Here is a 25,159-nt window from a genome sequence, read left to right as displayed (position 1 = left end):
ATCCCGAACACATGAAACTCGACGTCAAGATTCTCGACGCGCGCATGCGCGATTTCCTGCCCGCCTACGCCACGCCCGGCAGCGCGGGCCTCGACCTGCGCGCGTGCCTCGATGCGCCGCTCGTCATCGAGCCGCATCAGACGGTGCTCGTGCCGACGGGCCTCGCCATTCACCTCGCCGACCCCGGCTATGCCGCGCTGATCCTCCCGCGCTCGGGCCTCGGTCACAAGCATGGCATCGTGCTCGGCAATCTCGTCGGGCTGATCGATTCGGATTATCAAGGTCAACTGATGGTTTCGACGTGGAACCGCGGCGACACCGCATTCACGCTCAATCCGATGGAACGCCTCGCGCAGATGGTCATCGTGCCGGTCGTGCAGGCTCAGTTCAATATCGTCGATGACTTCGATGTGAGCGAGCGCGGCGCAGGCGGCTTCGGCAGCACCGGCAAGCACTGAGTCTCTCGCTGCATAGGCGAAAAAAAACGGCGCGGTCGAAACCGCGCCGTTTTCACTTCCAAGACCCCTTCGATTAATCCCCTTCTATCAATCCACTTCGATCGCTTCCGGATTCGGATTGCGCGGCGGCGCCGAGTTCTCGTCGAACGTCAACAGCACCTTGTCGTCCGCATCGACATCCACGGTCACGCGGCCACCGTTGACCAGCTTGCCGAACAGCAGCTCGTCGGCCAGCGCACGACGGATCGTGTCCTGGATCAGGCGCTGCATCGGCCGCGCGCCCATCAGCGGATCGAAACCGTGCTTCGCGAGGTGCTTGCGCAGCGCGTCGGTCATCACTGCATCGACCTTCTTCTCGTGCAGCTGATCTTCCAGTTGCATCAGGAACTTGTCGACCACGCGCAGGATGATTTCCTCGTCCAGCGAACGGAAGCTGATGATCGCATCCAGACGGTTGCGGAACTCCGGCGTGAACATGCGCTTGATGTCGGACATCTCGTCACCGGTTTCGCGGCGCGACGTGAAACCGATCACCGACTTGCCCATCGCCTCGGCGCCCGCGTTCGTCGTCATGATGATGATGACGTTGCGGAAATCCGCCTTGCGCCCGTTGTTGTCCGTCAGCGTGCCGTGGTCCATCACCTGCAGGAGCACGTTGTAGATGTCCGGATGCGCCTTTTCGATTTCATCGAGCAACAGCACGCAATGCGGCTTCTTCGTGACGGCTTCGGTCAGCAAACCGCCCTGATCGAACCCGACATAACCCGGCGGCGCGCCGATCAGACGGCTCACCGCGTGGCGCTCCATGTATTCCGACATGTCGAAGCGCAGCAGTTCGATACCCAGCGTGAACGCGAGCTGCTTCGCGACTTCGGTCTTGCCGACGCCGGTAGGCCCGGAGAACAGGAACGCACCGATCGGCTTGTCCAGCTTGCCGAGGCCCGCGCGCGCCATCTTGATCGATGCCGACAGCGCGTCGATGGCCGGGTCCTGCCCGAACACGACAGCCTTCAGGTCGCGATCGAGCGTCTGCAGCTTGCTGCGGTCGTCCTGCGACACGCTCTGCGCCGGCACGCGCGCGATCTTCGAAATGATCTCTTCGATCTCGCTCTTGCCGATGGTCTTCTTCTGCTTCGACTTCGGCAGGATGCGTTGCGCCGCGCCCGCTTCGTCGATCACGTCGATCGCCTTGTCCGGCAAATGACGATCCGTGATGAAGCGCGCCGACAGTTCCGCCGCCGCCGACAGCGCACCCGACGAGTACTTCACGCCGTGGTGCTCTTCGAAGCGCGTCTTGAGACCGCGCAGAATGGCGACGGTCTGCTCGACGGTCGGCTCCGTGACATCGACCTTCTGGAAGCGCCGCGAGAGCGCCGCGTCCTTCTCGAAGATGCCGCGATATTCCGTGAACGTGGTCGCGCCGATGCACTTCAACTGCCCCGACGACAACGCCGGCTTCAGCAGGTTCGATGCATCCAGCGTGCCGCCCGAAGCAGCGCCCGCGCCGATCAGCGTGTGAATCTCGTCGATGAACAGAATGGCGTGCGGACGCTCCTTCAGTTCCTTCAACACCGTCTTCAGACGCTGTTCGAAATCGCCTCGATACTTCGTGCCCGCGAGCAGCGCACCCATGTCGAGCGAATACACCTGCGCGTCGGCGAGGATGTCCGGCACTTCGCCGCGCGTGATGCGCCACGCGAGGCCTTCGGCGATCGCGGTCTTGCCCACGCCGGCTTCACCGACGAGCAGCGGATTGTTCTTGCGGCGGCGGCACAGCACCTGCACCACGCGCTCGACTTCCAGTTCGCGGCCGATGAGCGGATCGATCTTGCCGTCCTTCGCGAGCTGGTTGAGGTTCTGCGTGAACTGGGCGAGCGGCGTTTCCTTTTGCGCGGCGGCGTCTTCCGATTCGGGATTCGCTTCGCTGTTCGTCTTCGCGGCGTCGCCGCTGTTCGTCTTCGCAATGCCATGCGAAATGAAATTCACGACATCCAGACGCGTCACGCCCTGCTGCTGCAGGTAGTACACCGCGTGCGAGTCCTTCTCGCCGAAGATCGCGACCAGCACGTTCGCGCCAGTCACTTCCTTCTTGCCGTTCGAAGTCGATTGCACGTGCATGATCGCGCGCTGGATCACGCGCTGGAAACCAAGCGTCGGCTGAGTATCGACGTCGTCCGTGCCGGGCACGGTCGGCGTGTTGTCATGAATGAAATTGCGCAGGTTCTGACGCAAATCTTCAATGTTGGCTGCGCAGGCGCGCAACACTTCAGCCGCGGTCGGATTGTCCAACAGGGCGAGCAACAGATGCTCGACCGTTATGAACTCATGCCGCGCCTGACGTGCTTCCATAAACGCCATGTGCAGACTGACTTCCAGTTCCTGGGCAATCATGCTTCCTCCATCACGCACTGCAGCGGATGCCCCGCTTGCCGTGCATGGCTAACGACTTGCTCAACTTTGGTCGACGCAATATCTCGCGTGTAGACCCCACAAACTCCCCTGCCTTCGCGATGAACCTTCAGCATGATCTGCGTCGCAGTCTCACGATCCTTATTGAAATATTCCTGCACGACCATCACGACGAATTCCATCGGCGTGAAGTCGTCATTCAGCAGCACCACCTTGTACATGGCCGGCTTTTTGAGCTTTTGCTCCTGCCGTTCCAGTACCGTGCCATCCTGCTTGTTGGGATTGATCGCCATACACCCATTCTAAACAACACGGACGTCCTCGCAATCGCCGCTCCAGCACCGACCGCACGGTCGGAATGAAACACTGGAAACGCCCTTGCACCATGACTGTCCATCGATTCCTGCCGCTGCCCGACATTTCGGCGCGGCCCGCTTGCACCTCGTCGAAATCAGTATCGCACAGCTTCAAAAAAAACAAACCGAGCACCTGACGCCGCGGGCCGCCGGGTAACACACAAGTGAGTCGATTATGCGACTTTTCAAGATGGCGTGCTTGGACGGCAGCGCACACGCAATGCAGGAATTACCCTACAAATGCGGTCTTTGCAACGAGCTTAACGGCTATCCCAAAAATTCCTTGACACCCGATTTAAGAGATTTAACAATCAAACTGGCACTTTTTTCCGGGGGCCAACCACGGGCGAAAAAAAGAGGCCGAGGCGAGCTTGTGAGGAGGGGGCGGTTCACGTGTGGGGTGGGCCGTCAAGCTTTTCGAGCGTGCTCAGGTTGCGACGAGAGTTAGAGGGGAAGTACGAATGTCTACTGGTACGGTCAAGTGGTTCAACGACGCGAAAGGCTACGGATTCATCACGCCCGATGAAGGCGGCGAGGATCTGTTCGCACATTTCTCGGCGATTCAAATGAACGGTTTCAAGACACTCAAGGAAGGCCAGAAGGTCAGCTTCGAGATCGTCCAGGGACCGAAGGGCAAGCAGGCTTCGAACATCCAGGACGCTGTCTGACCGTTCGATCGATACTTTGCCTCGTGAAACCCGGCCCTGGCGCCGGGTTTTTTTCATCCTGCGCCAGGCGCATCAGGCACATCGACGAGACATTCGCCCACGGCAAAAGACCCTGGAAAGCGTAGGCCTTCCAGGGTCTTTGTTTAAGACCGCGAATCGAGGTGAGTCCTCACATATTCTCGATCATCACCGCGCCGAATCCCGAGCACGAGACCTGCGTTGCGCCTTCCATCAGGCGTGCGAAGTCGTAGGTGACGCGCTTCGAAAGAATCGACTGCTCCATCGACGCAATGATGCGGTCCGCCGCCTCGAACCAGCCCAGATGGCGCAGCATCATTTCAGCCGAGAGAATCTCCGAGCCGGGATTCACGTAATCCTTGCCTGCGTATTTCGGCGCGGTGCCGTGCGTGGCTTCGAACATCGCGACGGAATCCGACAGGTTCGCCCCCGGCGCGATGCCGATGCCGCCGACCTGCGCCGCGAGCGCGTCCGAGATGTAGTCGCCGTTCAGGTTGAGCGTGGCGATGACGTCGTATTCGGCCGGGCGTAGCAGGATCTGCTGCAGGAAGGCGTCGGCGATCACGTCCTTCACGACGATGTCGTTGCCCGACTTCGGATTCTTGACCTTCATCCACGGGCCGCCGTCGATCAGTTCCGCGTTGAACTCCTTTTGCGCCAGCGCGTAGCCGTAGTCGCGGAACGCGCCTTCGGTGAACTTCATGATGTTGCCCTTGTGCACCAGCGTGACCGAGCGGCGGTCATTGTCGATGGCGTACTGGATCGCCTTGCGCACGAGCCGCTCCGTGCCTTCGCGCGACACCGGCTTGATGCCGAGCCCCGACGAATCCGGAAAGCGGATCTTCTTCACGCCCATTTCCTCGCGCAGGAACTTGATGACTTTCTTCGCTTCGGGCGACTCCGCCGGCCATTCGACACCCGCATAGATGTCTTCCGAGTTCTCGCGGAAGATCACCATGTCGATCTTCTCCGGCTCGCGCACCGGCGACGGCACGCCCTTGAAATAACGCACCGGGCGCAGACACACGTACAGATCGAGTTGCTGACGAAGCGCAACGTTGAGCGAGCGGATGCCGCCGCCGACCGGCGTCGTGAGCGGGCCTTTGATCGACACGACGTAATCCTTCACCGCGTCGAGGGTTTCGTCCGGCAGCCAGACGTCCGGGCCGTAGACGCGCGTTGCCTTTTCGCCGGCGAAGATTTCCATCCACTGGATCTTGCGCTTGCCGCCGTAGGCCTTTTCCACCGCCGCATCGACGACCTTGATCATCACCGGCGTGATGTCGACGCCCGTGCCGTCGCCCTCGATGTACGGGATGATCGGCTGATCCGAGACATTGAGCGAGAAATCCGCGTTGACGGTGATCTTGTCACCGTCCGCCGGAATCTTGATGTGCTGATACGGCATGATCGACTCCAATAAGGCCGGGCTTGAATGGAAGCAAACTGGTTGGAAAAGCGCCACGCGATACGGCGCGCGGCGGCGATGCGCACGCGTGAACCCTGCAACGTCATTCTAACCATGCTGGCCCGCGCCGGCGCGCCCGAGGCGGCCATCGGCATGCTTTAAGATGCCGGATCCGTTCACGCCGCGCGCCGCAAGCATGTCACTCATCGCCCTCAACAAGCCCTTCGGCACGATCTGCCAGTTTTCCGAGCATGAAACGCGCGCGTCGCTCGGCGACTGGGTGAAGACGCCGAATGTGTATCCGGCCGGCAGGCTCGACGCCGACAGCGAGGGCCTGCTCCTGCTCACCGACGACGGCGCGCTGCAGGCCCGGATCGCGGAGCCGCGGCACAAGCTCGTGAAGCGTTACTGGGCGCAAGTCGAAGGCGCGCCCGACGCGGCCGCTCTCGCGCGGCTGGCCAAAGGCGTCGATCTCGGCGACTACGTGACGCGCCCCTGCCGCACCGCGTTCGTCGCGGCCGAGGACAGCGAGGTGCTCTGGCCGCGCAATCCGCCGATCCGCTACCGCGCCGCCATTCCCACGACGTGGATCGAGCTTGCGATCACCGAAGGCAAGAACCGGCAAGTGCGACGCATGACCGCAGCCGTCGGTTACCCGACGTTGCGGCTCGTGCGCGTCGCGATCGGCGCGCTCGATATCTTCGCGCTGGGGCTCGCGCCGGGCGAAACCGTCGAGGTTGCGCCGCGCGCGCCGTGGCAACGCGTTGGTGAATAGCATTCAACTATTTTTGATAAAGCTGCATTGCGTCTTTTCTCGGATCGTGCTTAATGCGTTCGTCATCGAGATCGGCTAATGCATTTCGGGCTTCGAAAAAATTTTTTGCTCTGCTGCGCAAATCTCTGTAATTCGCGTCAACCGACTCTTCTCACGATGCGTTAAGGGCCTCAGATGCCGCGTAAAGCTATCCGGCATGAGCGAACAACCGATTACAACAACCTGTGTGCTCCAGGCTGTTTGAAAGGTTCAAGCGTTCACAGAAGTATCGACATTGATTTTATCGATGCGACTGTCAACCGAAAGGTAGGTGGCTCGTTTACCGACATGACTCAATGACCGGGTCTTTGGTTAATTAACTCAAGCTGAGGAATCACAGATGAACAAACTGATCGCTGCTCTCGTCGCTGGCCTGTTCGCAACGGCTGCTTTCGCACAAGAAGCTTCGGCACCGGCCGCTGCTGCTCCGGCAGCTGCTGCTTCGTCGGCTCACAAGTCGGCTCACAAGAAGGCATCGCACAAGTCGCACAAGTCGTCGCACAAGAAGGCAGCAGCTGCTCCGGAAGCCGCTTCGGCAGCTCAGTAAGTTCGTTGTAAGAGGCGGTAAAGCGAAGTCAAGAACGAGCATTACCGCCGTCTGTACGGCGTTGAAGGGCAGATGGCCGCAAGGCATCTGCCCTTTTGTTCTGTATGGGGGGCATCGAGTAACATCCGCGTAGCCGCCGCTTTCCGGCGCATCGATCGTCAAAGGAGCATCGTCGTGAATCTGCAGCACATCTTGCGCGCCGCGCGCGCAGCCGTCATCGCGTTCGCGCTGCCGTTCGCCGCCCTTCCGCTCGCGCAAGCGCAAGCCTTGCCGCCCGGTGCGAAGCAGCCGTCCGATTTCCCGCGCGCGAAGCTCACCGCCGGCATGTATGTGATCGACGCCGCCGTCGCCGCGAACGATGCCGATCGCGAGCAAGGTCTCATGTATCGCACGAAGCTCGGCGCCAACGAAGGCATGCTCTTCGTGTTCGGCGAAAACGCGGTGCATTGCTTCTGGATGAAGAACACGCTGATTCCGCTGTCGATCGCGTTCATTCGCGCGGACGGCACCATCACCGACATCGACGAGATGCAGGCCGAGACGGAGAACAATCACTGCCCGCGCAACAACGGCACCTATGCGCTCGAAATGCCCAAAGGCTGGTTCGCGGCGAAGGGCATCAAGCCCGGCACGCAGATCAAAGGTCTGCCGCGTTTGCAGTGAACGTCGCTGCATGACTCCGTGATGACGAAAGCCGGCGCGCCCTCGCCGGTTTTTTTTCGCCTGCCGCCAGCCGCCGCGCGCCTTCCCGCAAGCTGGCAGGATTCCTGCAAAGAGCCTGCCGACGCGCTATGCTAAAAAGATTCAGCGCGTCGCATTCACGGCTCTCACGCGACGCCGTGCTGACATCTTCAACAGGAGGTTCACGTGCCCCGCAAGACTCCCATCGAGCGCTATCGGAACATCGGGATTAGCGCTCACATCGACGCCGGCAAAACGACTACGACCGAGCGCATCCTTTTCTACACCGGCGTGACGCATAAGATCGGCGAGGTTCACGACGGCGCGGCCACGATGGACTGGATGGAGCAGGAGCAGGAGCGCGGCATCACGATCACGTCGGCGGCGACCACCGCCTTCTGGAAAGGCATGGCCGGCAACTATCCCGAGCATCGCATCAACATCATCGATACGCCGGGACACGTCGACTTCACGATCGAAGTGGAGCGCTCGATGCGCGTGCTCGATGGCGCGTGCATGGTGTACGACTCGGTGGGCGGCGTGCAGCCGCAGTCGGAAACCGTGTGGCGTCAGGCGAACAAATACAAGGTGCCCCGCATCGCGTTCGTCAACAAGATGGACCGCGTCGGCGCGGACTTCTTCCGCGTGCAGCGGCAGATCGGCGAGCGCCTGAAGGGCGTCGCGGTGCCGATCCAGATTCCGATCGGCGCGGAAGATCATTTTCAGGGCGTGGTCGATCTCGTGAAGATGAAGGCGATCGTCTGGGACGACGACAGCCAGGGCATCAAGTTCACGTACGAGGAGATCCCGGCGAATCTCGTCGATCTCGCGCACGAATGGCGCGACAAGATGGTCGAGGCGGCTGCCGAGGCGAGCGAGGAACTGCTCGAAAAATATCTCGAAGATCACCACAGCCTGACCGAGGACGAGATCAAGGCCGCGTTGAGAAAGCGCACGATCGCCAACGAGATCGTGCCGATGCTCTGCGGCAGCGCGTTCAAGAACAAGGGCGTGCAGGCGATGCTCGACGCGGTGATCGATTACCTGCCCTCGCCCGTCGACGTCCCCGCCATTCTCGGCCACACCGAAGACGACAAGGAAGCGGAGCGCCATCCGAGCGACGACGAGCCGTTCTCCGCGCTCGCCTTCAAGATCATGACCGACCCGTTCGTCGGCCAGTTGATCTTCTTCCGCGTGTATTCGGGCGTGGTGAATTCGGGCGACACCGTGTTCAACCCGGTGAAGGACAAGAAGGAGCGGCTCGGGCGGATCCTGCAGATGCACGCGAACGAGCGCAAGGAAATCAAGGAAGTGCGCGCGGGCGACATCGCCGCGGCCGTCGGCCTGAAGGAAGCCACGACCGGCGACACGCTCTGCGATCCGCAGAACGTCATCATCCTCGAACGGATGATTTTCCCGGAGCCCGTGATCTCGCAGGCCGTCGAGCCGAAGACGAAGGCCGACCAGGAGAAGATGGGCATCGCGCTGAATCGTCTCGCGCAGGAAGACCCGTCGTTCCGCGTGACGACCGACGAGGAATCCGGCCAGACGATCATCTCCGGCATGGGCGAGCTGCACCTCGAAATTCTCGTCGACCGGATGAAGCGCGAATTCGGTGTCGAGGCCACCGTCGGCAAGCCGCAGGTCGCGTATCGCGAGACGGTGCGCAACAAGGTCGAGGACGTGGAAGGCAAGTTCGTCAAGCAGTCGGGCGGACGCGGCCAGTACGGCCACGCGGTGATCGCGCTGGAGCCGGACCCGGGCAAGGGCTACGAATTCGTCGATCAGATCAAGGGCGGCGTGATTCCGCGCGAGTTCATCCCGGCGGTCGACAAGGGCATTCAGGAAACGCTCAAGGCCGGCGTGCTGGCGGGCTATCCGGTCGTCGACGTGAAGGTGCGGCTGACCTTCGGCTCCTACCACGATGTCGATTCGAACGAGAACGCGTTCCGCATGGCCGGTTCGATGGCCTTCAAGGAAGCAATGCGCCGCGCGAAGCCCGTGCTGCTCGAACCGATGATGGCCGTCGAAGTCGAGACGCCCGAGGATTTCATGGGCAACGTGATGGGCGATCTGTCGGGCCGGCGCGGCATCGTGCAGGGGATGGAGGACATCGCGGGCGGCGGCGGCAAGCTCGTGCGCGCGGAAGTGCCGCTCGCGGAGATGTTCGGCTATTCCACGTCGCTGCGCTCGCTGACGCAGGGACGCGCCACGTACACGATGGAGTTCAAGCATTACGCGGAGACGCCGTCGAACGTGTCGGAGGCGATCATCAACTCGAAAGCGAAATGATCGCGGCCTAAACGTGTAGTATCGGAAGTCCGTTGTGCGCTCCGTTGGTGGCGGCAACGGACTTTTCATATCCGCAGACGAAACGACATGAGCGACGCACATCAGCACATCGATTGGCGCGAACACGGCGTCAAGGTCATCAAGGGCGATCAGCTCGACACCAACACACCGCAGACGCCCGGCATGAACCGCGCCGCTGCGATCAACGCGGCGCGCGTTGGCGCCCAGAAGATCTGGGCCGGCACGGTCACGATCCATCCGAACGCGAAGACGGGCGCGCACCATCACGGCGCGCTCGAGAGCGTGATCTATGTCGTGCGCGGCCAGGCGCGCATGCGCTGGGGCGAGCACCTCGAATTCACGGCCGAGGCCGGTCCGGGCGATTTCATCTTCGTGCCGCCTTACGTGCCGCACCAGGAAATCAACGCGCGCACCGACGAGCCGCTCGAATGCGTGCTCGTGCGCAGCGACAACGAGGCGGTCGTCGTGAATCTGAACATCGATGCAGTGGAGAAGCCCGAGGAAGTCTATTGGGTCGATCCGATTCACAAGCATCCACACGACCACTGAAGCGCTCGGAGCGCGGCCGGCATGCGGCGCGTTCCTTGCTATATGCGCCTGATGCGCCGCGTTCCGGGCGCGGTCGAGCCGTTCGCGTGACGACGGCGCGCCATCACAACTACAACGGACAAACACACGATGAAGAAACATTCGACCGACGCGCATCTCCTCGATCTCGCCCGCCCGCAAGCCGGCGAACTGGGCAATCACGCGATCGACGAATTCATGGCCGGGCGACTCACGCGCCGCGAACTGTTGCGCCACGCGAGCGTGCTCGGCTTTGCGCTCTCCGCGGGCGGCCTCTTCGGCATGCCGATGGCGCGCGCGCAGGGTGCGGGCAAGCCGGGCGGCACGATCCGCGTCGCGCATCTGACGCCCGCGGGTGCCGTCGATCCGCTCACCGTGACGGACGCGGCCGGTCTCGCGCTCATCAACCAGACGGGCGAGTTCCTCATCGACGACGACAGCGAACATCTCACCTTGCGGCCCGCGCTCGCGCTGTCGTGGAAGTCGAACGACAAGGGCGACGTATGGACCTTCAAGCTGCGCCCGAACGTGAAATTCCACGACGGTCAGCCGATGACGGCGAAGGACGTCGTCGCGACGTTCAACCGCCTGTCCGATCCGGGCGCGGGCTCGGCTGCGCTCTCCGTGCTCAAGGGCGTGCTGTCGAAGGATTCCGCGAAGGCCGTCGACGATCACACCGTCGAGTTCCATCTCGACGCGCCCAACGGCAATTTCCCGTATTACGTTTCCTCGAATACGTATAACGCGGTGATTCTCCCGGCGAACTTCAGCGGCCCGTACGAGAAGTCGTTCATGGGCACGGGGGCGCTCAAGCTGGAGAAATACACGCCGAAGGTCGGCGCTTCGTTCGTGCGCAATCCGGATTACTGGGGCGAAAAGTCGCTGCCCGACCGCGTCCAGTTTTCCTTCTACGCCGATCAGCAGGCGCAGTTGCTCGCGATGCAAGGCCGCCAGGCCGACGTGATGGGCGACTTCACCGTGCAGGGCGGCCTCGCGATGCTGAGCAATCCGCAGTTCAAGGTGCTCGGCACGAAATCGAGCTCGCACCGGCAGATGCACATGCGCTGCGACATGGCGCCCTTCAAGGACAGGCGCGTGCGTCAGGCGCTCGCGCTCGCGATCGATCGCGAAGTCATCGTAAAGGGGCTGTTCCGCGGGCGCGCGCAGGTCGGCAACGACAGCCCGTTCGCGCCGGTGTTTCCGTCGAGCGATCTCGCCGTGCCGCAACGCAAGATCGACATCGCACAGGCCAAGAAGCTGATGAGCGAAGCGGGCGTCGCGAACGGCTTCGACGTCACGCTGACGACCGAGAAGTACATGGAGATTCCCGATCTCGCGGTCGTCGTGCAGAACGCGGCGAAGGCGATCGGCATTCGCATCCAGTTGAAGGTCGAGAGCCAGGACCTGTATTACGGCTCCGGCACGTTCGGCAAGTCGGACTGGCTGGATTCGCCGCTCGGCATCACCGATTACGGGCATCGCGGCGTGCCGAACGTCTTCCTCAACGCACCGCTCACGAGCGGCGGCACCTGGAACGCGGCGCACTTCAAGAATCCGGAGTACGACAAGCTCGTCGCGCAGTTCGTCGCCGCGCTGGATGTGGCGTCGCAGAAAAAGCTCTCCGGCCAGATCCAAAAGCTGCTGCTCGACGAAACGCCGGTCGTCATCCCCTACTTCTACGACCAGTTGATCGTCACGCGCGCGAACGTGTCCGGCGTGCGCTTCAACGCGATCTCGCAGATGTGGTTCGACCGCGCGACGGTAGCCGCATAAATGAGCACGATCACACCGACGGCGCGCGTAGCCGATTTCGCCAAAATGAAACGCGTCGCGCGCTTCGTCGGGGTGCGGCTCCTGCTTGCGCTCGTCACGCTGTGGCTGCTGTCGATGATCGTCTTCGCGGGCGGCCAGCTCCTGCCCGGCGATGTCGGCCGCGCGATTCTCGGCCCGCTCGCCGATGCGCGCGCGGTCGCGGCGCTGAATCATCAACTGGGCGTCGACCGGCCGCTTCTCACGCAATACACCGGCTGGATCGGCCACTTCCTGCGCGGCGACATGGGCGAGTCCTACGCGTTTCGCTCAGCCGTGGCGCCGTTCATCGGCGATGCGCTGTGGAATTCGGCCAAGCTCGGCGCGCTCGCGTTCGTCGTCGTGGTGCCGCTCGGCATCGCGGGCGGCGTGTACGCGGCGCTGCATTCGGGACGCTGGATCGACCGCGTCATCAGCATCGGCGGACTGACGGCGACGGTCGTGCCGGAGTTCGTCTCGTCGATCGTGCTGATCCTGATCTTCGGCGTGTGGCTGCAATGGCTGCCGATCGAAGCGACCGCGCCCGCCGAGGCCGGCGTCTTCACGCAACTGAAGCATCTGATCCTGCCGGTTCTGCCGCTCGTCTTCGTGTTCTTCGGCTATATCGCACGGATGGCGCGCGCGGGCACGGTCGAAGCGCTCGACGCCGATTACACCCGCACCGCGATCCTCAAGGGCCTGCCGCAGCGTGTCGTGATCGGGCGGCACGTGCTGCGCAACGCGTTGCTGCCGACCGTGACCGTCGCCGCGACGCAGCTCGGCTACATGATCGGCGGACTCGTCGTCGTGGAGACGCTGTTTCACTATCAGGGCATCGGCTCGCTCATCTACAACGCCGCGAAATCGAAGGACTTTCCGATGCTCGAAGCCGGCGTGCTGACAGTCGGCGTGATCTATACGGCTGCCAATCTGATTGCCGACGCGCTCTACGTCGTGCTCAATCCGCGCCTGCGCACGGGGGACGCGACATGAGCACCGCGGCCGCCCTGCCGACGAAACCGCGCCGCTTCGAAGCGCTCGGCGCGCTGATGCGCTCGGCCACTTTCGATATCGGCGTGCTGATGCTGCTGTTCTGGGTCGTGTGCGCACTGTTCGGACACTGGCTCGTGCCGCACGATCCCTACGCCTCCGATCCGCTCAACTCGCTGAACGCCCCGTCCGCCGATCACTGGTTCGGCACGGATCAGCTCGGCCGCGACGTGTTCGCGCGCGTGATCGTCGGCTCGCGCGACATTCTCACCATCGCGCCTCTGGCGACGCTGCTCGGCACGGCGGCGGGCACGGCGATCGGGCTCGTCGTCGGCTATTTCGACGGCTGGGTCGATGCCGTCATCGGCCGCGTGATCGACGCGCTGCTCGCGCTGCCGCTCGTGATCGTCGCGCTGCTCGCGCTGGCGGCGGTCGGCGCGAGCAACACGACGGTGATTCTCGTCATCGGCCTCACCTTCGCGCCGATCACCGCGCGCACCGTGCGCGCCGCCGTGCTGAGCGAGCGTCATCTCGACTACGTGCTCGCCGCGCAGCTACGCGGCGAGCACGCGATCTACATCATGTTCGCGGAGATCCTGCCGAACGTGCTGCCGCCGATCATCGTCGAGGCGACGGTGCGGCTCGGCTACGCGATCTTCGCCGTCGCGACGCTCTCCTTTCTCGGCTTCGGCATCCAGCCGCCGTCCGCCGACTGGGGTCTCGCGCTCTCCGAAAGCTATACGCTCATGGCGGGCGGCGCGTGGTGGACCGTCGTGTTCGACGCCGCCGCGATCGCCTCGCTGGTCGTCGCGGTGAATCTCGTCGCGGACGCCGTGCAGGGAGTGCTCGACCGATGAACGGACCGCCGCCATCGGCATTTCCAACCTTCGGCGCCGCGAAAGGCGAGCAGGCCGACGCGCTGACGGTCGTCGGCCTGACGGTCGCGTACCGTTCGCGCGGACGCGAGCGCGAAGTGCTGCAGGACGTCACCTTGCGCGTGAAGCGCGGCGAGACGTATGGGCTCGTCGGCGAATCGGGCTGCGGCAAGTCGACGGCCGCGCTCGCGGTGCTGCGCTATCTGCCGCGCAATGGCCGCGTGAAGGCGGGCCGCATTTCGATCGCCGGCCGCGACGTGGCTTCGCTCGACGCCGACGCGCTGCGCGGCATGCGCGCCAATGCCGTGTCGATGGTCTATCAGGACCCGGGGCGCGCGCTGAATCCGTCGCTGACGATCGCGCGGCAGGTGTCCGAAGCGTTCGAAGTCACGGGCGCATCCGCCGACGAAGCGCTGGCCCGCACCGCCGAGATGCTGCGGCGCGTGCGCATCGCCTCGCCGGAACGCGTGATGGAAAGCTATCCGCATCAGCTCTCGGGCGGGATGCAGCAGCGCGTCGTGATCGCGATGGCGCTCGCATGCAATCCCGAACTGCTGATTCTCGACGAACCGACCACCGGCCTCGACGCCACCGTCGAAGCCGAAGTGCTCGACCTCATCGCGCAATTGCGGGACGAGATCGGCACGGCCGTGCTCTTCATCAGCCACAACCTCGCGGTGATCGGGCGCATGTGCGACCGCGTCGGCGTGCTGTATGCGGGCAAGCTCGTCGAGGAAGGCGCGGCCGCCGATGTCTTCGCCAAGCCGCGCCATCCGTACACGGTCGGCCTCCTGCGCTGCCTGCCGCGCGAAGGTCGCGCGAAGGAAACCGGGCGGCTCGACACGATTCCGGGCTCGCTGCCGCTGCCCGGATCGATCGCGCAGGGCTGCATCTTCGCGCCGCGCTGCAAGCTCGCCGACGAGCGCTGTCTGAAGGACGCGCCGCCGCCCTATCGCATCGCATCGGCGCACGGCGATCAGATGGCGCGGTGCCACTATCACGAACGCGCGCACACGCTGCCACGTTCGGCCGATGAAACGCCCGTGCCGCTCGCGAACGGCGACGATCCGCCGCTCGCGCTGTCGGCGCGCAATCTCTCGAAGACCTTCCGCGTCGGCGATGAAGACGTGCGCGCCGTCCACGATGTCTCGCTCGATCTCGTGCAAGGCGAGACGCTCGGGCTCGTCGGCGAATCGGGCAGCGGCAAGACCACGCTCGCGAAGCTGCTGCTCGGCCTCGTCTCGCCGGACAAGGGCGCGTCGCTCGAACTCGACGGCGCGGCGCTGCCCGAGCGCGTGACCCAGCGCAGCGGCGAGCAGGTGAAGTCGCTGCAGATCGTGTTTCAGAATCCGGATTCCGCGCTGAACCGTGCGCATTCGGTGCGCCAACTCATCGCGCGTTCGCTGTCGAAGCTCGGGGCGCTGCGGGGCGAGGCGAAGGAAGCGCGTCTGCATACGCTGACTCAGGCCGTGCGCCTGCCCGAGCGCTATCTGAGCTCGCGCACGCGGCAGCTATCGGGCGGGCTCAAGCAGCGCGTGGCGATCGCGCGCGCGTTCGCGGGCGATCCGCGCGTCGTCGTCTGCGACGAGCCCACCTCCGCGCTCGATGTCTCCGTGCAGGCCGCCATCCTCAATCTGCTCGCCGATTTGCAGCGCGAACGGCGCGTGAGCTACGTGTTCATTTCGCACGATCTGCATGTGGTGCGCTATCTGTCCGATCGCATCGCGGTGCTGTATCTCGGGCGCATCATGGAGATCGGGCGTGCCGCCGCCGTGTTTGGCGGCCCGCAACATCCGTACACCGAAGCGTTGCTGTCATCGGCGCCATCGATCGATGGAACGGTCGCCAAGCGCATCCGCCTGTCGGGCGAATTGCCAAGCGCGGCGAATCCGCCCACCGGCTGCGTCTTCCATACGCGCTGCCCGCGCAAGCTCGGCGCGATTTGCGAAACCGAAACGCCGCCCTGCCGCGATGCCGGCGACGGCCACGCCATTCACTGCCACATTCCCGTCGACGAATTGCGCGCGTTGCAGCGCGACGAAAGCTGAGCGCGCGCAAAAAGCACGCGGCTTTTCATCGGAACCAAAGCGATCCTGCGCGTCTCTCATCGGTTCACCGTTCAAAACAACGAGGATTCAATCGATGAAACCCGCCCTTTCCGCCGCGCTTGGCGCACTGACTCTCGGCGTCGCGCTGGCCGCGCATGCGCAGAACGCGCCGCAATCCCCCGCGCCCGGCGCGGCCGATCCGACCTTCTCTGCCTATGCGCTCGCCCAGCAATGCGCCGCGAAGTCCGACAACGCCGCGCAAGGGCAATGCGTGGGCGCGGTGCGCGGCATCGTGCGCGGCTATCAGTACGGCGTGCTGTTCCTGTCGCAGCGCGCATCGCTGCCGGAAGGCGAAACCCGGCGCGTGTCGCTGTGCCTGACGGACACGAAGGTGTCGTCGATCGTCGACGATTTTCTCGCCGACGCGAAACAGGTCAACGAAGCCGATCTGAAGCGCACGCCCGCAGAAGTCGCCGTGCTCGGCTCGGTGCATGCCCATCACGCGTGCACCTGACCGAACGCGATATCAGAGCATTTCGAGCGAGCGCTTCGACTTCGGCGGCCTGAATTGCCGGTCGATGTCCGCGAGCTCGTCGGCGGACAAGCGCAGATCGAGCGCCGCCCGGTTCTCGCGCACATGCGCGACGTCCGCCGCCTTCGGTATGGCAAACACCTGCGGCTGTTGCAGCACCCACGCGAGCGCGACCTGAAACGCCGACACGCCGCGCGCCGCAGCGATGCTTTCCAGCGCGCCGCCGCGCGGCAGGCGCGCATGATCGACGGGGCTGTACGCCATCGCAGGCATGCGCCGCTCGCGCAACCACGGCAGGAGATCGAATTCCGCGCCGCGCCGCGCGACGTTGTAGAGAATCTGGTCGGTGGCGCAGGCGTCGCCGCCATCGAGAGCGAAGAGCTCTTCCATGTCGTCGGTGTCGAAGTTCGACACGCCCCAGTGGCGGATCTTGCCGTCGCGCTGCAAGCGCTCGAAACCCGCGACCACGCCTTGCAGATCCTCGCCGCCGCGCCAGTGCAGCAGATACAGGTCGATGCGATCGGTCTTCAGGCGCTTCAGGCTGCGCTCGCACGCGGCCTGCACGCCGCGCTCGCTGCCGTTGTGCGGATACACCTTGCTGACGATGAACAGTTCGTCGCGCCTGTCGCCGAGCGCTTCGGCGATGAGCTTTTCGCTTTCGCCGTCGCCGTACATTTCGGCAGTATCGATGAGCGTCATGCCGAGTTCGACGCCTTCACGCAGCGCGGCGATCTCGCTCTTGCGCGCGTTCGGGCGCTCGCCCATTTCCCAGGTGCCTTGACCGAGCTTTTGAATCGCTTCCCCCGATGGGAGCGTGACGGTCGCCGAATTGGATTGCGTCATAAGAAGCCTCCTTGTGTGTCCGGCGATTATGGCGCAAGCAGCACGCCCAATCGGGAGGCGCGCTCGCCACCAAAGCGCGCGATTATGCCCGCCGCTATTTCAAAATTGTGACGGACGGTGGACAAGAGGTGGAAACAACCCGCCGCAAAAAAGCCGGAAAAATCAGCGAAATTTACGGGTTTATCCCGAAGCGAAAACGCGATTTAAGTGTCGCTTATCGAATGACGCGTGTTCATCTGCCTCTTCTAATTGAAGAACGCGCGAGAACCGCGGCGGTGTTTCAACAATCCTGTCTATATCGCTTTTTCGAGGCGATTAATAAAATCTCGCCACGGACAATCGTGGCATATCCGATGCAGTTTTTTCCGCCTTTTCGAAGAAAGCATCGTGTTTTAAGAAGATCAAACATTCGTCAATATCGCGCGGCGAGTTGACACATTATTTTACATATACATCTTCTTCGAAATATTATGCGCCGCGCATTGTATCGGGCATGAGAGAGAATCATCCGGCATTATTGCGAAAGTGAGCTATCCGGAAAAAAATTCATCAACCTCAAACTTACTTATTGCAATATTTCTTAGCTATCAATATTATCAACTTCACACGTTGTTCAAAAACCGGACACTCGCATGTGAAACAGAACATCGGTCCGGTATGTGTTGGTACTACTGAGAGGGGCAACAAGATGAACCAGATCCACGCAATGCGCGTTTTTGTGCGGGTGGCGGACACGGAAAGCTTTCGCCGCGCCGCCCAGCAACTCGACGTCTCCAATGCGCTGGTCACCCGGGCAATCGCCATGCTCGAAGCGCACCTGCGCACACGACTGATCAATCGCACCACACGTAATCTTTCGCTTACCGAAGCCGGCACGCGTTATCTCGAGGGCTGCCGCGCGCTTCTGGAAGAGCTGGACCATCTGGAATCCACCGTCACGCACACCGAGGGCGAGCCAAGCGGCACGTTGCGCGTGGTCGCGTCGAGCGCGCTGTCGCTGCTCACGCTGACGCCGCTCATCGACGGCTTCCGCAAGCTGTTCCCCAGGGTCAACGTGCGCCTGACACTTGCGGAGCGCCACGTCGATCTTGTCGAGGATGGCTACGACGTGGGCATCGTCACCGCGTTCATGGTGTCGAGCACGGCGCTGATCGAGCGGCCAGTCGGCACCAGCGCGCTCGTTCCCATCGCCACGCCGGCGTTCGTCGCCGAACACGGCATGCCCTCCGGGCCGACCGACTTGCAAACATTGCCGTCCGTCGGTCTACCCAACGACATTCGCAGCCAGACCTGGCACTTCCGGCATCGGTTGGGCACCGCCGAGCAGGTCACGCTCGCGCCGGTCTATTCGGTCAACAACGGCCTGATGGTACGGCTCGCCACGCTCAAAGGAATGGGCTTCTCGATCCTGCCCGAAGGCATCGTGCGCGCCGATCTGAAAGAAGGCACACTCGTGCGCCTGCTGGACGACTACTCGATCGACGACCCCGACATGAAAGTGTCCATCGTCTATCCCGGCCGGCAATATCTGCCCGCGAAGACGCGCTATTTCATCGACTATGCGCTCGATTATTTAAGCAAGGAATTCGCGGCCAGCAGTTCCCGGCCCGACGATGTCGTCCGTCAGCCCCTTCCGCAGCAGATGATGCCCTTGCAGACGGCGATGCGCGCCTCGGCAACCGCGAACTAAAGTAGAAAGCAGCAGAAGCACTGCATGCCGGCTGAGCGCAGCCGGCCTCGGGGCCAGCACGGCGAATAACCGTCTGGCCCCGTTCATTTTCACGCGCCGCCCGGCGCGTTCAAATTTCCCCGTATTCGGAATTCGATGCATCCGGCGCCGCGCACATTTCGCGCAGAAGCGCCGCCTCGCGCTCGTGCACTTCAACCGGCATGCACAACGCGCCGGCGTAAGCCAGATAGCGCGCGCGATGCTGCCCATTGCGAAACGCGACGACCCCTTGGCGATGCACGCCTAAAAGCCCGAGCAAACCCGACGAGCGGCGCACGCTGATCGTCACGTAAGGCATTTCCGGCACGCGGGGATTATCCGGGTCGAGAAATTCGCGAATACCGCGCACCTTGCCCGCGTGCCAGTCGTCGACGGCTTTGAGCACATAATCGGTGTCGTCGCGATCCGCGCACTCGAGCAGCTTTCGCACGTCGACGAGCACGACCTGATGGCGCGAGCCGAGGTCGGTGAAGACGCGTTTCAGGCGCACGAAGTCATACTGCTGATGCCTCTGGAGCCTGACGATCCAGACCGCTTCTGCGGCGGTCGGCGCAACCATCGTGTCCATGTTCGTCATGAGTAGAAGACTGCGGCGCGCGCGCCCCGTGCGCGCGTGTTTCGCATACCTGCGACTATCGGCAAAAAGGCCGGCACTCTTGAACCGCCACCGATAATCTCGCCAACGCCAGCTAAACTTTTACACCCTAGCCGCGATTCGTGAAAGCGCCATGACGGGCACGTCGCGTGCTTTTGTTGCCGGAATCAAACAGAGCGGCATAAACCGGCAATATGCCGGTCCAACGATCAGTGGACACCTCTTCCGATCTCATCGTCGCGCGGCCAGAAGGTCTTTTCTGTGTGCCGGGCAACTTCCATATCGACCCTTGGCGGCCGGTCGAACGTGCCGTCATCACGCACGCGCACGCCGATCACGCGCGCTTCGGCCATGCGCGTTATCTCGCGGCCGAACCGGGCGTCGGCGTGCTGCTGTCGAGACTGCCGGGGATCGACGTGCAAGGCCTCGCCTACGGAGAAGCCATCGTCGTGAACGGCGTGCGCGTGTCGCTGCATCCCGCCGGGCACGTGCTCGGCTCGGCGCAGGTGCGCGTCGAATACAAGGGAAGCGTGTGGGTCGCGTCCGGCGATTACAAGGTCGAACCCGATCCGACCTGCGCGCCGTTCGAGCCGGTGCGCTGCGATACCTTCATCACGGAATCGACGTTCGGCCTGCCGATCTATCGATGGGACAGCGCGCGCGAAGTCTTCGACGGCATCGACGCATGGTGGCGGCACAACGCCGCGCAAGGACGCGCGTCCGTGCTCTTCAGCTATTCGTTCGGCAAGGCGCAGCGCATTCTCGCGGGCGTCGATGCCGCCATCGGGCCGATCTTCTGCCACGGCGCGGTCGAACCGCTCAATCGCGCCTACCGCGAAGCGGGCGTCGCGCTGCCGCCCACGCGCCTCGTCGGCGAGATCGCCGCGAAGGACAAGGCCGCGTTCAAGGGCGCGCTGATCGTGGCGCCGCCGTCCGCGCAAGGCAGCACGTGGATGCGCCGCTTCGGCGATTACAGCGACGCCTTCGCTTCCGGCTGGATGCGCCTGCGCGGCACGCGAAGGCGCAAGGGCGTCGATCGCGGCTTCGTGCTGTCGGATCACGCGGACTGGCCCGGCCTGCAACTCGCGATCGGCGCGTCGGGCGCCGAGCGCGTGATCGTCACGCACGGGCAGATCGAGCCGATGGTGCGCTGGCTCTGCGAGCAAGGACTCGACGCGGGCGCGTTCAAGACCGAATACGGTGACGATGCCGTCGAAGCGGACAGCATCGCCCAAAACGACGATAGCGCCGGGAGCGCCGCGACATGAAGCGCTTCGCGACGCTCTACACCGCGCTCGACGCGACGACATCGACCAACGAAAAACTCGAAGCGCTGATCGCGTATTTCGCGGGCGCGGCACCGGAAGACGCCGCGTGGGCGTCGTACTTTCTCGCGGGCGGCAAGCCGCGCCAGTCGGTGCCGACGCGCCTGCTCGCCGAGTTCGCGCGCGAGCGCGCGGGCTTGCCGGAATGGCTCTTCGAAGAGTCGTATCAGGCGGTCGGCGATCTCGCGGAAACCATCGCGCATGTGTTGCCGGCGGCGTCGGGCGCATCGTCGCTCGGGCTTGCGCAATGGATCGAGGAACGCGTGCTCACGCTGCGCGGCGCGTCGCCCGTCGAATTGCGCGAGCGGCTCCTGTCGTACTGGGACGAACTCGACTGGAGCGAGCGCTTCCTTTTGACCAAGCTGATCGGCGGCGGCTTTCGCGTGGGCGTCGCGCGGCAGCTCGTCGTGCGCGCGCTGGCCGAGATCGCGGGCGTCGATCACAAGCGCATTGCCCAGCGCATGGTCGGCTGGACCGATTCGCGGCAGACGCCGAGCGCCGCGCGCTATCTTCGGCTCATCGCGCCCGCGGCCGATGGCGACGATGTCGATACGCCGCACGAAAGCGATATCGGCCTGCCCTATCCGTTCTTTCTCGCGCATCCGTTGCAGACCGATCCGGCGACGCTCGGCGCGACATCCGAGTGGATCGCCGAATGGAAGTGGGACGGCATACGCGCGCAACTCGTGAAGCGCGCCGGCCGCGTGTGGATCTGGTCGCGCGGCGAAGATCTCGTCACGGAACGCTTTCCGGAACTCGCCAACCTGGGCGCGGCGTTGCCCGACGGCACCGTGATCGATGGCGAGATTCTCGCGTGGGAGCCAGGCGCCGACGCGCCCTTGCCGTTCGCGCGCCTGCAGCCGCGCATCACGCGCAAGTCGCTGACAAAGAAAGTGCTCGCCGATTCGCCCGCCGCGCTGCTCGCCTACGATCTGCTCGAAGCCGATGGCCGCGATCTGCGCACCGAACCGCTGCATGCGCGGCGCGCCCGGCTGGATACGCTCGCGGCATCGCTCGCCGTGGACGTGCTGCGCGTGTCGCCGATGGTCGCTGCGTCCGGCTGGGACGCGCTCGCCGCGTTGCGCGAGGAAAGCCGCGCGCGCGGCGTCGAAGGACTCATGCTCAAGGAACGCGCGTCGATGTACGGCGTCGGGCGCACGAAGGCGTCGGGTACGTGGTGGAAGTGGAAGATCGATCCTTATGCGATCGACGCCGTTTTGCTCTACGCGCAGCGCGGCCACGGACGGCGCGCGAGCCTCTACACCGATTTCACCTTCGCCGTCTGGGACGAAGCCGATGGCATGCGCACCCTCGTGCCCTTCGCGAAGGCGTACTCCGGTCTGACCGACGAGGAAATGCGCCAGGTCGATGCCATCGTGCGCAAGACGACGATCGAGAAGTTCGGGCCGGTGAGGAGCGTCACGCCCACGCTCGTCTTCGAGATCGGCTTCGAAGGCATACAGGCGAGCCCGCGGCACAAATCGGGCATCGCGGTGCGCTTTCCGCGCATGCTGCGCTGGCGCACCGACAAGCAGATCGAAGACGCCGATACGCTCGACATGCTCAAGGGCTTTCTCAACGAGGCCACCGCATGAACGACGCGCCCGAGTCCGCCGCGAAGGAACGACGCCGCGCGCCGCGCCCGCGCCGCGTGCCGCGAACGCGCGCCGCCCAGGCGAAGCTCGATGCCGCCGCCGAACTGTTCACGCCCGCGCCCTTCGCCTACGACGCGAACGAAGCCGCGAAGCCGATCGACGCGCGCATCGCCCGCTGGTTCGACGAACGCGGCTGGCAGCCATTCGAGTTCCAGCGCGAGGCGTGGCGTGAGATCGGGCGCGGCGCGAGCGGCCTGCTGCACGCCACGACCGGCGCGGGCAAGACGTGGGCCGTGTGGCTCGGCGCGCTCGCGGCCTATGCCGACAGAGCGCCCAAAGCGAACGCACTGCCCGCGCCGCTAACCGTCCTCTGGATCACGCCGATGCGCGCGCTCGCCGCCGATACCGCCCGCGCGCTGCAAGCCGCGGTCACGGCGCTCAACGTGCCGTGGACCGTCGGATTGCGCACCGGCGACACGACATCGACGGAACGCGCACGCCAGAGCCGCCGCATGCCGTCCGCGCTCGTGACGACGCCCGAAAGCCTCACGCTGATGCTGACGCGCGCCAACGCGCAGGAAGAACTCAAGCATCTGCGCATGATCGTCGTCGACGAATGGCACGAACTGCTCGGCAACAAGCGCGGCACGCAGACGCAACTCGCGATCGCCCGCCTTGCGCGCTGGCGGCCCGATCTGCAAATCTGGGGCTTGTCCGCGACGCTCGGCAATCTCGCGCTCGCGCACGATGCGCTGCTCTATCCCGTGCGAACGCCGCGCGTGGTCGTTCGCGGCGCGCAGCCGAAGACGCTCGTCGTCGATACGCTGATTCCCGAGACCATCGAGCGCTTTCCGTGGGGCGGCCATCTCGGCGTGCGGCAAGTCGGCCCCGTCGCCGACGAGATCGAACACGCGCAAAGCTCGCTCGTTTTCACCAACACGCGCTCGCAATCGGAGATCTGGTATCGCGCGTTGCTGGAGCTGCGTCCGGAATGGGCCGGCCTGCTCGCGCTGCATCACGGCTCGCTCGACAAGGAGGTACGCGATTGGGTCGAACTGGGCCTCAAGAACGGGCAACTGAAGGCGGTCGTCTGCACGTCGAGTCTCGATCTCGGCGTCGATTTTCTGCCCGTGGATCGCGTGTTCCAGATTGGCTCGCCGAAGGGCGTCGCGCGCCTCATGCAGCGCGCGGGACGCTCGGGCCACGCGCCGGGCCGCGTATCGCGCGTGACGATCGTGCCGACGCATGCGCTCGAACTCGTCGAAGCGGCGGCCGCGCGCTGGGCGATCGAAGAGCGGCGCATCGAGGGCCGCGACATGCCGTTGAAACCGCTCGACGTGCTCGTGCAGCATCTCGTGACGGTCGCGATCGGCGGCGGCTTCACGCCCGCGGACATGATCGACGAAGTGCGCACGGCCTACGCGTATCGCGATCTGACGCAGCGTGAGTTCGACTGGGCGCTGGCGTTCGTCGAGCGCGGCGGCGCGTCGCTCGGGGCGTATCCGGATTTTCATCGCGTCGTGAAAGACGATGACGGCGTGTATCGCGTGCCGCGCGAGGACCTTGTGCGCAGGCATCGCAACAATGTCGGGACGATCGTCGCGAACGCGACCATCAGCGTGGCGTATATGACCGGCGGGAGAATCGGCGCGATGGAGGAATCGTTCATCTCGCGTCTCAAGCCCGGCGATGTCTTCACGTTCGGCGGACGCGCGCTCGAACTCGTGCGCGTGCGTGACATGACCGCTTATGTGAAGCGCGCGACCTCATCGCGCGGCGCGATGCCGCAATGGGCGGGCAGCAAGATGCCGCTATCGTCCGAGCTCGCGGACGCCGCGCTCGTGATGCTCGCGCGCGCGAACGACGGCATCTACGACGAGCCGGAAATGCGCGCGATCAAGCCGCTGCTCGACCTGCAGGCCAAGTGGTCCGCGCTGCCGGGGCCGGGCGTGCTCGTCGTGGAGCGGGTGCGCTCGCGCGAAGGGCATCACTTCTTTTGCTATCCGTTCGCGGGACGCATGGCGCATATCGGACTGGGCTCGCTGCTCGGCTGGCGCGCCGCGCGCGATGAGCCCGGCACGTTCTCCATCTCGATGAACGACTACGGCTTCGAGTTGCTGTCGGCGCGCCCCTTCGACTGGGAGACACTCATCGAAGAAGGCCTGTTCTCGCCGGAGAATCTGGAGCATGACATTCTCGCGAGCCTGAATGCGTCAGAGCTATCGGCGCGGCGTTTTCGCGAGATCGCGCGCGTGTCGGGGCTGATTTATCAGGGGCATCCGGGACAGCAGAAAAGCGCGCGGCAATTGCAGGCATCGAGCGGACTTTTCTATGAAGTCTTCCGCAAGCACGACAGTAGCAACTTGCTGCTCGCACAGGCGGATCAGGAAGTCATGCTGCAGGAACTCGAACTTGGCCGTATTCGCGCGGCGCTGGAACGCATGAACGAAAGCCGCCTCGCGTTCCACGCCCCGAAGAAGCCGACCCCTTTCGCGTTCCCGCTGATCGTCGCGCGCTTGCGGGAGAAGGTGAGCACGGAGAAGCTATCGGATCGCGTGGAGAGGATGCTGGCGGAACTGGAGAAGGCAGCGAAGGGGTGA

The 25,159-nt window shown here is 63.9% G+C and carries 23 protein-coding genes; 18 read left to right on the top strand and 5 right to left on the bottom strand.

The window, feature by feature from the left end; genetic code table 11:
* The first annotated feature begins 11 nt into the window (after positions 1 to 11).
* Entirely contained in the window at positions 12 to 458 is a 447-nt protein-coding gene (dut, locus tag AWB70_RS34535) for a dUTP diphosphatase (protein WP_053567545.1), read from the top strand.
* Between the two features lie 87 nt (positions 459 to 545).
* Here dut and clpA read toward each other — a convergent pair whose 3' ends face one another.
* Positions 546 to 2,849, bottom strand: coding sequence for an ATP-dependent Clp protease ATP-binding subunit ClpA (gene clpA, locus AWB70_RS34530; protein WP_014190612.1), 2,304 nt, complete (start codon positions 2,847 to 2,849; stop codon positions 546 to 548).
* Positions 2,846 to 3,160 (bottom strand): ATP-dependent Clp protease adapter ClpS, encoded by a 315-nt coding sequence (gene clpS / locus AWB70_RS34525; RefSeq protein ID WP_014190611.1) that lies wholly within the window; start codon positions 3,158 to 3,160, stop codon positions 2,846 to 2,848. Before clpS ends, clpA begins: the two co-directional genes overlap by 4 nt.
* Before the next feature lie 524 nt (positions 3,161 to 3,684).
* On the opposite strand from clpS, the gene AWB70_RS34520 reads away from it, so the two are divergent.
* Positions 3,685 to 3,891, top strand: a complete 207-nt coding sequence (locus AWB70_RS34520; RefSeq protein ID WP_041730164.1) for a cold-shock protein — start codon at positions 3,685 to 3,687, stop codon at positions 3,889 to 3,891.
* 169 nt (positions 3,892 to 4,060) lie between these two features.
* Here AWB70_RS34520 and icd read toward each other — a convergent pair whose 3' ends face one another.
* Entirely contained in the window at positions 4,061 to 5,317 is a 1,257-nt protein-coding gene (gene icd, locus AWB70_RS34515) for an NADP-dependent isocitrate dehydrogenase (RefSeq protein WP_014190609.1), read from the bottom strand.
* A gap of 27 nt (positions 5,318 to 5,344) precedes the next feature.
* Here icd and AWB70_RS39595 point away from each other — a divergent pair, with 27 nt between their 5' ends.
* The 11 genes from AWB70_RS39595 (at position 5,345) to AWB70_RS34465 (ending at position 16,454) form a co-directional block, all read left to right on the top strand.
* Complete coding sequence (locus tag AWB70_RS39595; RefSeq protein WP_255724144.1) at positions 5,345 to 5,479, top strand: hypothetical protein; 135 nt, start codon at positions 5,345 to 5,347, stop codon at positions 5,477 to 5,479.
* Positions 5,480 to 5,513: 34 nt separating this feature from the next.
* The gene (locus AWB70_RS34510; protein WP_053567617.1) at positions 5,514 to 6,092 is read left to right on the top strand and encodes a pseudouridine synthase; all 579 of its coding nucleotides are present in this window, start codon (positions 5,514 to 5,516) and stop codon (positions 6,090 to 6,092) included.
* 379 nt (positions 6,093 to 6,471) lie between these two features.
* Positions 6,472 to 6,678, top strand: a complete 207-nt coding sequence (locus tag AWB70_RS34505; RefSeq protein WP_075644200.1) for a hypothetical protein — start codon at positions 6,472 to 6,474, stop codon at positions 6,676 to 6,678.
* A 150-nt stretch (positions 6,679 to 6,828) separates the two neighbouring features.
* Entirely contained in the window at positions 6,829 to 7,341 is a 513-nt protein-coding gene (locus AWB70_RS34500; RefSeq protein ID WP_014190607.1) for a DUF192 domain-containing protein, read from the top strand.
* A gap of 204 nt (positions 7,342 to 7,545) precedes the next feature.
* Positions 7,546 to 9,651: an elongation factor G gene (fusA, locus tag AWB70_RS34495; protein ID WP_053567544.1), complete on the top strand. Its 2,106-nt coding sequence runs from the start codon at positions 7,546 to 7,548 to the stop codon at positions 9,649 to 9,651.
* An 87-nt stretch (positions 9,652 to 9,738) separates the two neighbouring features.
* Positions 9,739 to 10,221: a cupin domain-containing protein gene (locus AWB70_RS34490; protein WP_014190605.1), complete on the top strand. Its 483-nt coding sequence runs from the start codon at positions 9,739 to 9,741 to the stop codon at positions 10,219 to 10,221.
* A 129-nt stretch (positions 10,222 to 10,350) separates the two neighbouring features.
* A complete protein-coding gene (locus tag AWB70_RS34485) occupies positions 10,351 to 12,012 on the top strand; it encodes an ABC transporter substrate-binding protein (protein WP_053567543.1) in 1,662 nt (553 codons plus the stop codon).
* Entirely contained in the window at positions 12,013 to 13,020 is a 1,008-nt protein-coding gene (locus AWB70_RS34480) for an ABC transporter permease (protein WP_053567542.1), read from the top strand.
* Complete coding sequence (locus AWB70_RS34475; RefSeq protein WP_053567541.1) at positions 13,017 to 13,874, top strand: ABC transporter permease; 858 nt, start codon at positions 13,017 to 13,019, stop codon at positions 13,872 to 13,874. Before AWB70_RS34480 ends, AWB70_RS34475 begins: the two co-directional genes overlap by 4 nt.
* The gene (locus AWB70_RS34470) at positions 13,871 to 15,940 is read left to right on the top strand and encodes an ABC transporter ATP-binding protein (protein WP_053567540.1); all 2,070 of its coding nucleotides are present in this window, start codon (positions 13,871 to 13,873) and stop codon (positions 15,938 to 15,940) included. The genes AWB70_RS34475 and AWB70_RS34470 overlap by 4 nt, the downstream gene beginning before the upstream one ends.
* 94 nt (positions 15,941 to 16,034) lie before the next feature.
* Positions 16,035 to 16,454 carry a hypothetical protein gene (locus AWB70_RS34465; RefSeq protein WP_014190600.1) on the top strand — a complete coding sequence of 140 codons (420 nt, stop codon included), beginning with the start codon at positions 16,035 to 16,037 and terminating at the stop codon, positions 16,452 to 16,454.
* A gap of 12 nt (positions 16,455 to 16,466) precedes the next feature.
* Here AWB70_RS34465 and AWB70_RS34460 read toward each other — a convergent pair whose 3' ends face one another.
* Positions 16,467 to 17,315 carry an aldo/keto reductase gene (locus AWB70_RS34460; protein ID WP_053567539.1) on the bottom strand — a complete coding sequence of 283 codons (849 nt, stop codon included), beginning with the start codon at positions 17,313 to 17,315 and terminating at the stop codon, positions 16,467 to 16,469.
* 11 nt (positions 17,316 to 17,326) lie between these two features.
* Between AWB70_RS34460 and AWB70_RS38575 the strand changes: the two genes are divergently transcribed.
* On the top strand, positions 17,327 to 17,749 hold the full coding sequence (locus AWB70_RS38575) for a hypothetical protein (RefSeq protein ID WP_143281738.1): 423 nt from the start codon (positions 17,327 to 17,329) through the stop codon (positions 17,747 to 17,749).
* 200 nt (positions 17,750 to 17,949) lie between these two features.
* Positions 17,950 to 19,005, top strand: a complete 1,056-nt coding sequence (locus tag AWB70_RS34455; RefSeq protein WP_235024413.1) for a LysR family transcriptional regulator — start codon at positions 17,950 to 17,952, stop codon at positions 19,003 to 19,005.
* 109 nt (positions 19,006 to 19,114) lie between these two features.
* On the opposite strand, the gene AWB70_RS34450 is transcribed toward AWB70_RS34455, so the two are convergent.
* A complete protein-coding gene (locus tag AWB70_RS34450) occupies positions 19,115 to 19,621 on the bottom strand; it encodes a plasmid fertility inhibition factor family protein (protein ID WP_014190597.1) in 507 nt (168 codons plus the stop codon).
* Between the two features lie 212 nt (positions 19,622 to 19,833).
* Here AWB70_RS34450 and AWB70_RS34445 point away from each other — a divergent pair, with 212 nt between their 5' ends.
* Genes AWB70_RS34445 through AWB70_RS34435 form a run of 3 tightly spaced genes read left to right on the top strand, consistent with a single transcriptional unit; the run spans position 19,834 to position 25,159 of the window.
* Entirely contained in the window at positions 19,834 to 20,907 is a 1,074-nt protein-coding gene (locus tag AWB70_RS34445; RefSeq protein WP_374730270.1) for a ligase-associated DNA damage response exonuclease, read from the top strand.
* Positions 20,904 to 22,559 carry an ATP-dependent DNA ligase gene (locus AWB70_RS34440; protein WP_053567536.1) on the top strand — a complete coding sequence of 552 codons (1,656 nt, stop codon included), beginning with the start codon at positions 20,904 to 20,906 and terminating at the stop codon, positions 22,557 to 22,559. Before AWB70_RS34445 ends, AWB70_RS34440 begins: the two co-directional genes overlap by 4 nt.
* Positions 22,556 to 25,159, top strand: a complete 2,604-nt coding sequence (locus AWB70_RS34435; RefSeq protein WP_053567535.1) for a ligase-associated DNA damage response DEXH box helicase — start codon at positions 22,556 to 22,558, stop codon at positions 25,157 to 25,159. Before AWB70_RS34440 ends, AWB70_RS34435 begins: the two co-directional genes overlap by 4 nt.

The organism is Caballeronia cordobensis, assembly GCF_001544575.2.
Taxonomy (GTDB): domain Bacteria; phylum Pseudomonadota; class Gammaproteobacteria; order Burkholderiales; family Burkholderiaceae; genus Caballeronia; species Caballeronia cordobensis.
This window is presented reverse-complemented; position numbering and strand designations above follow the sequence as displayed.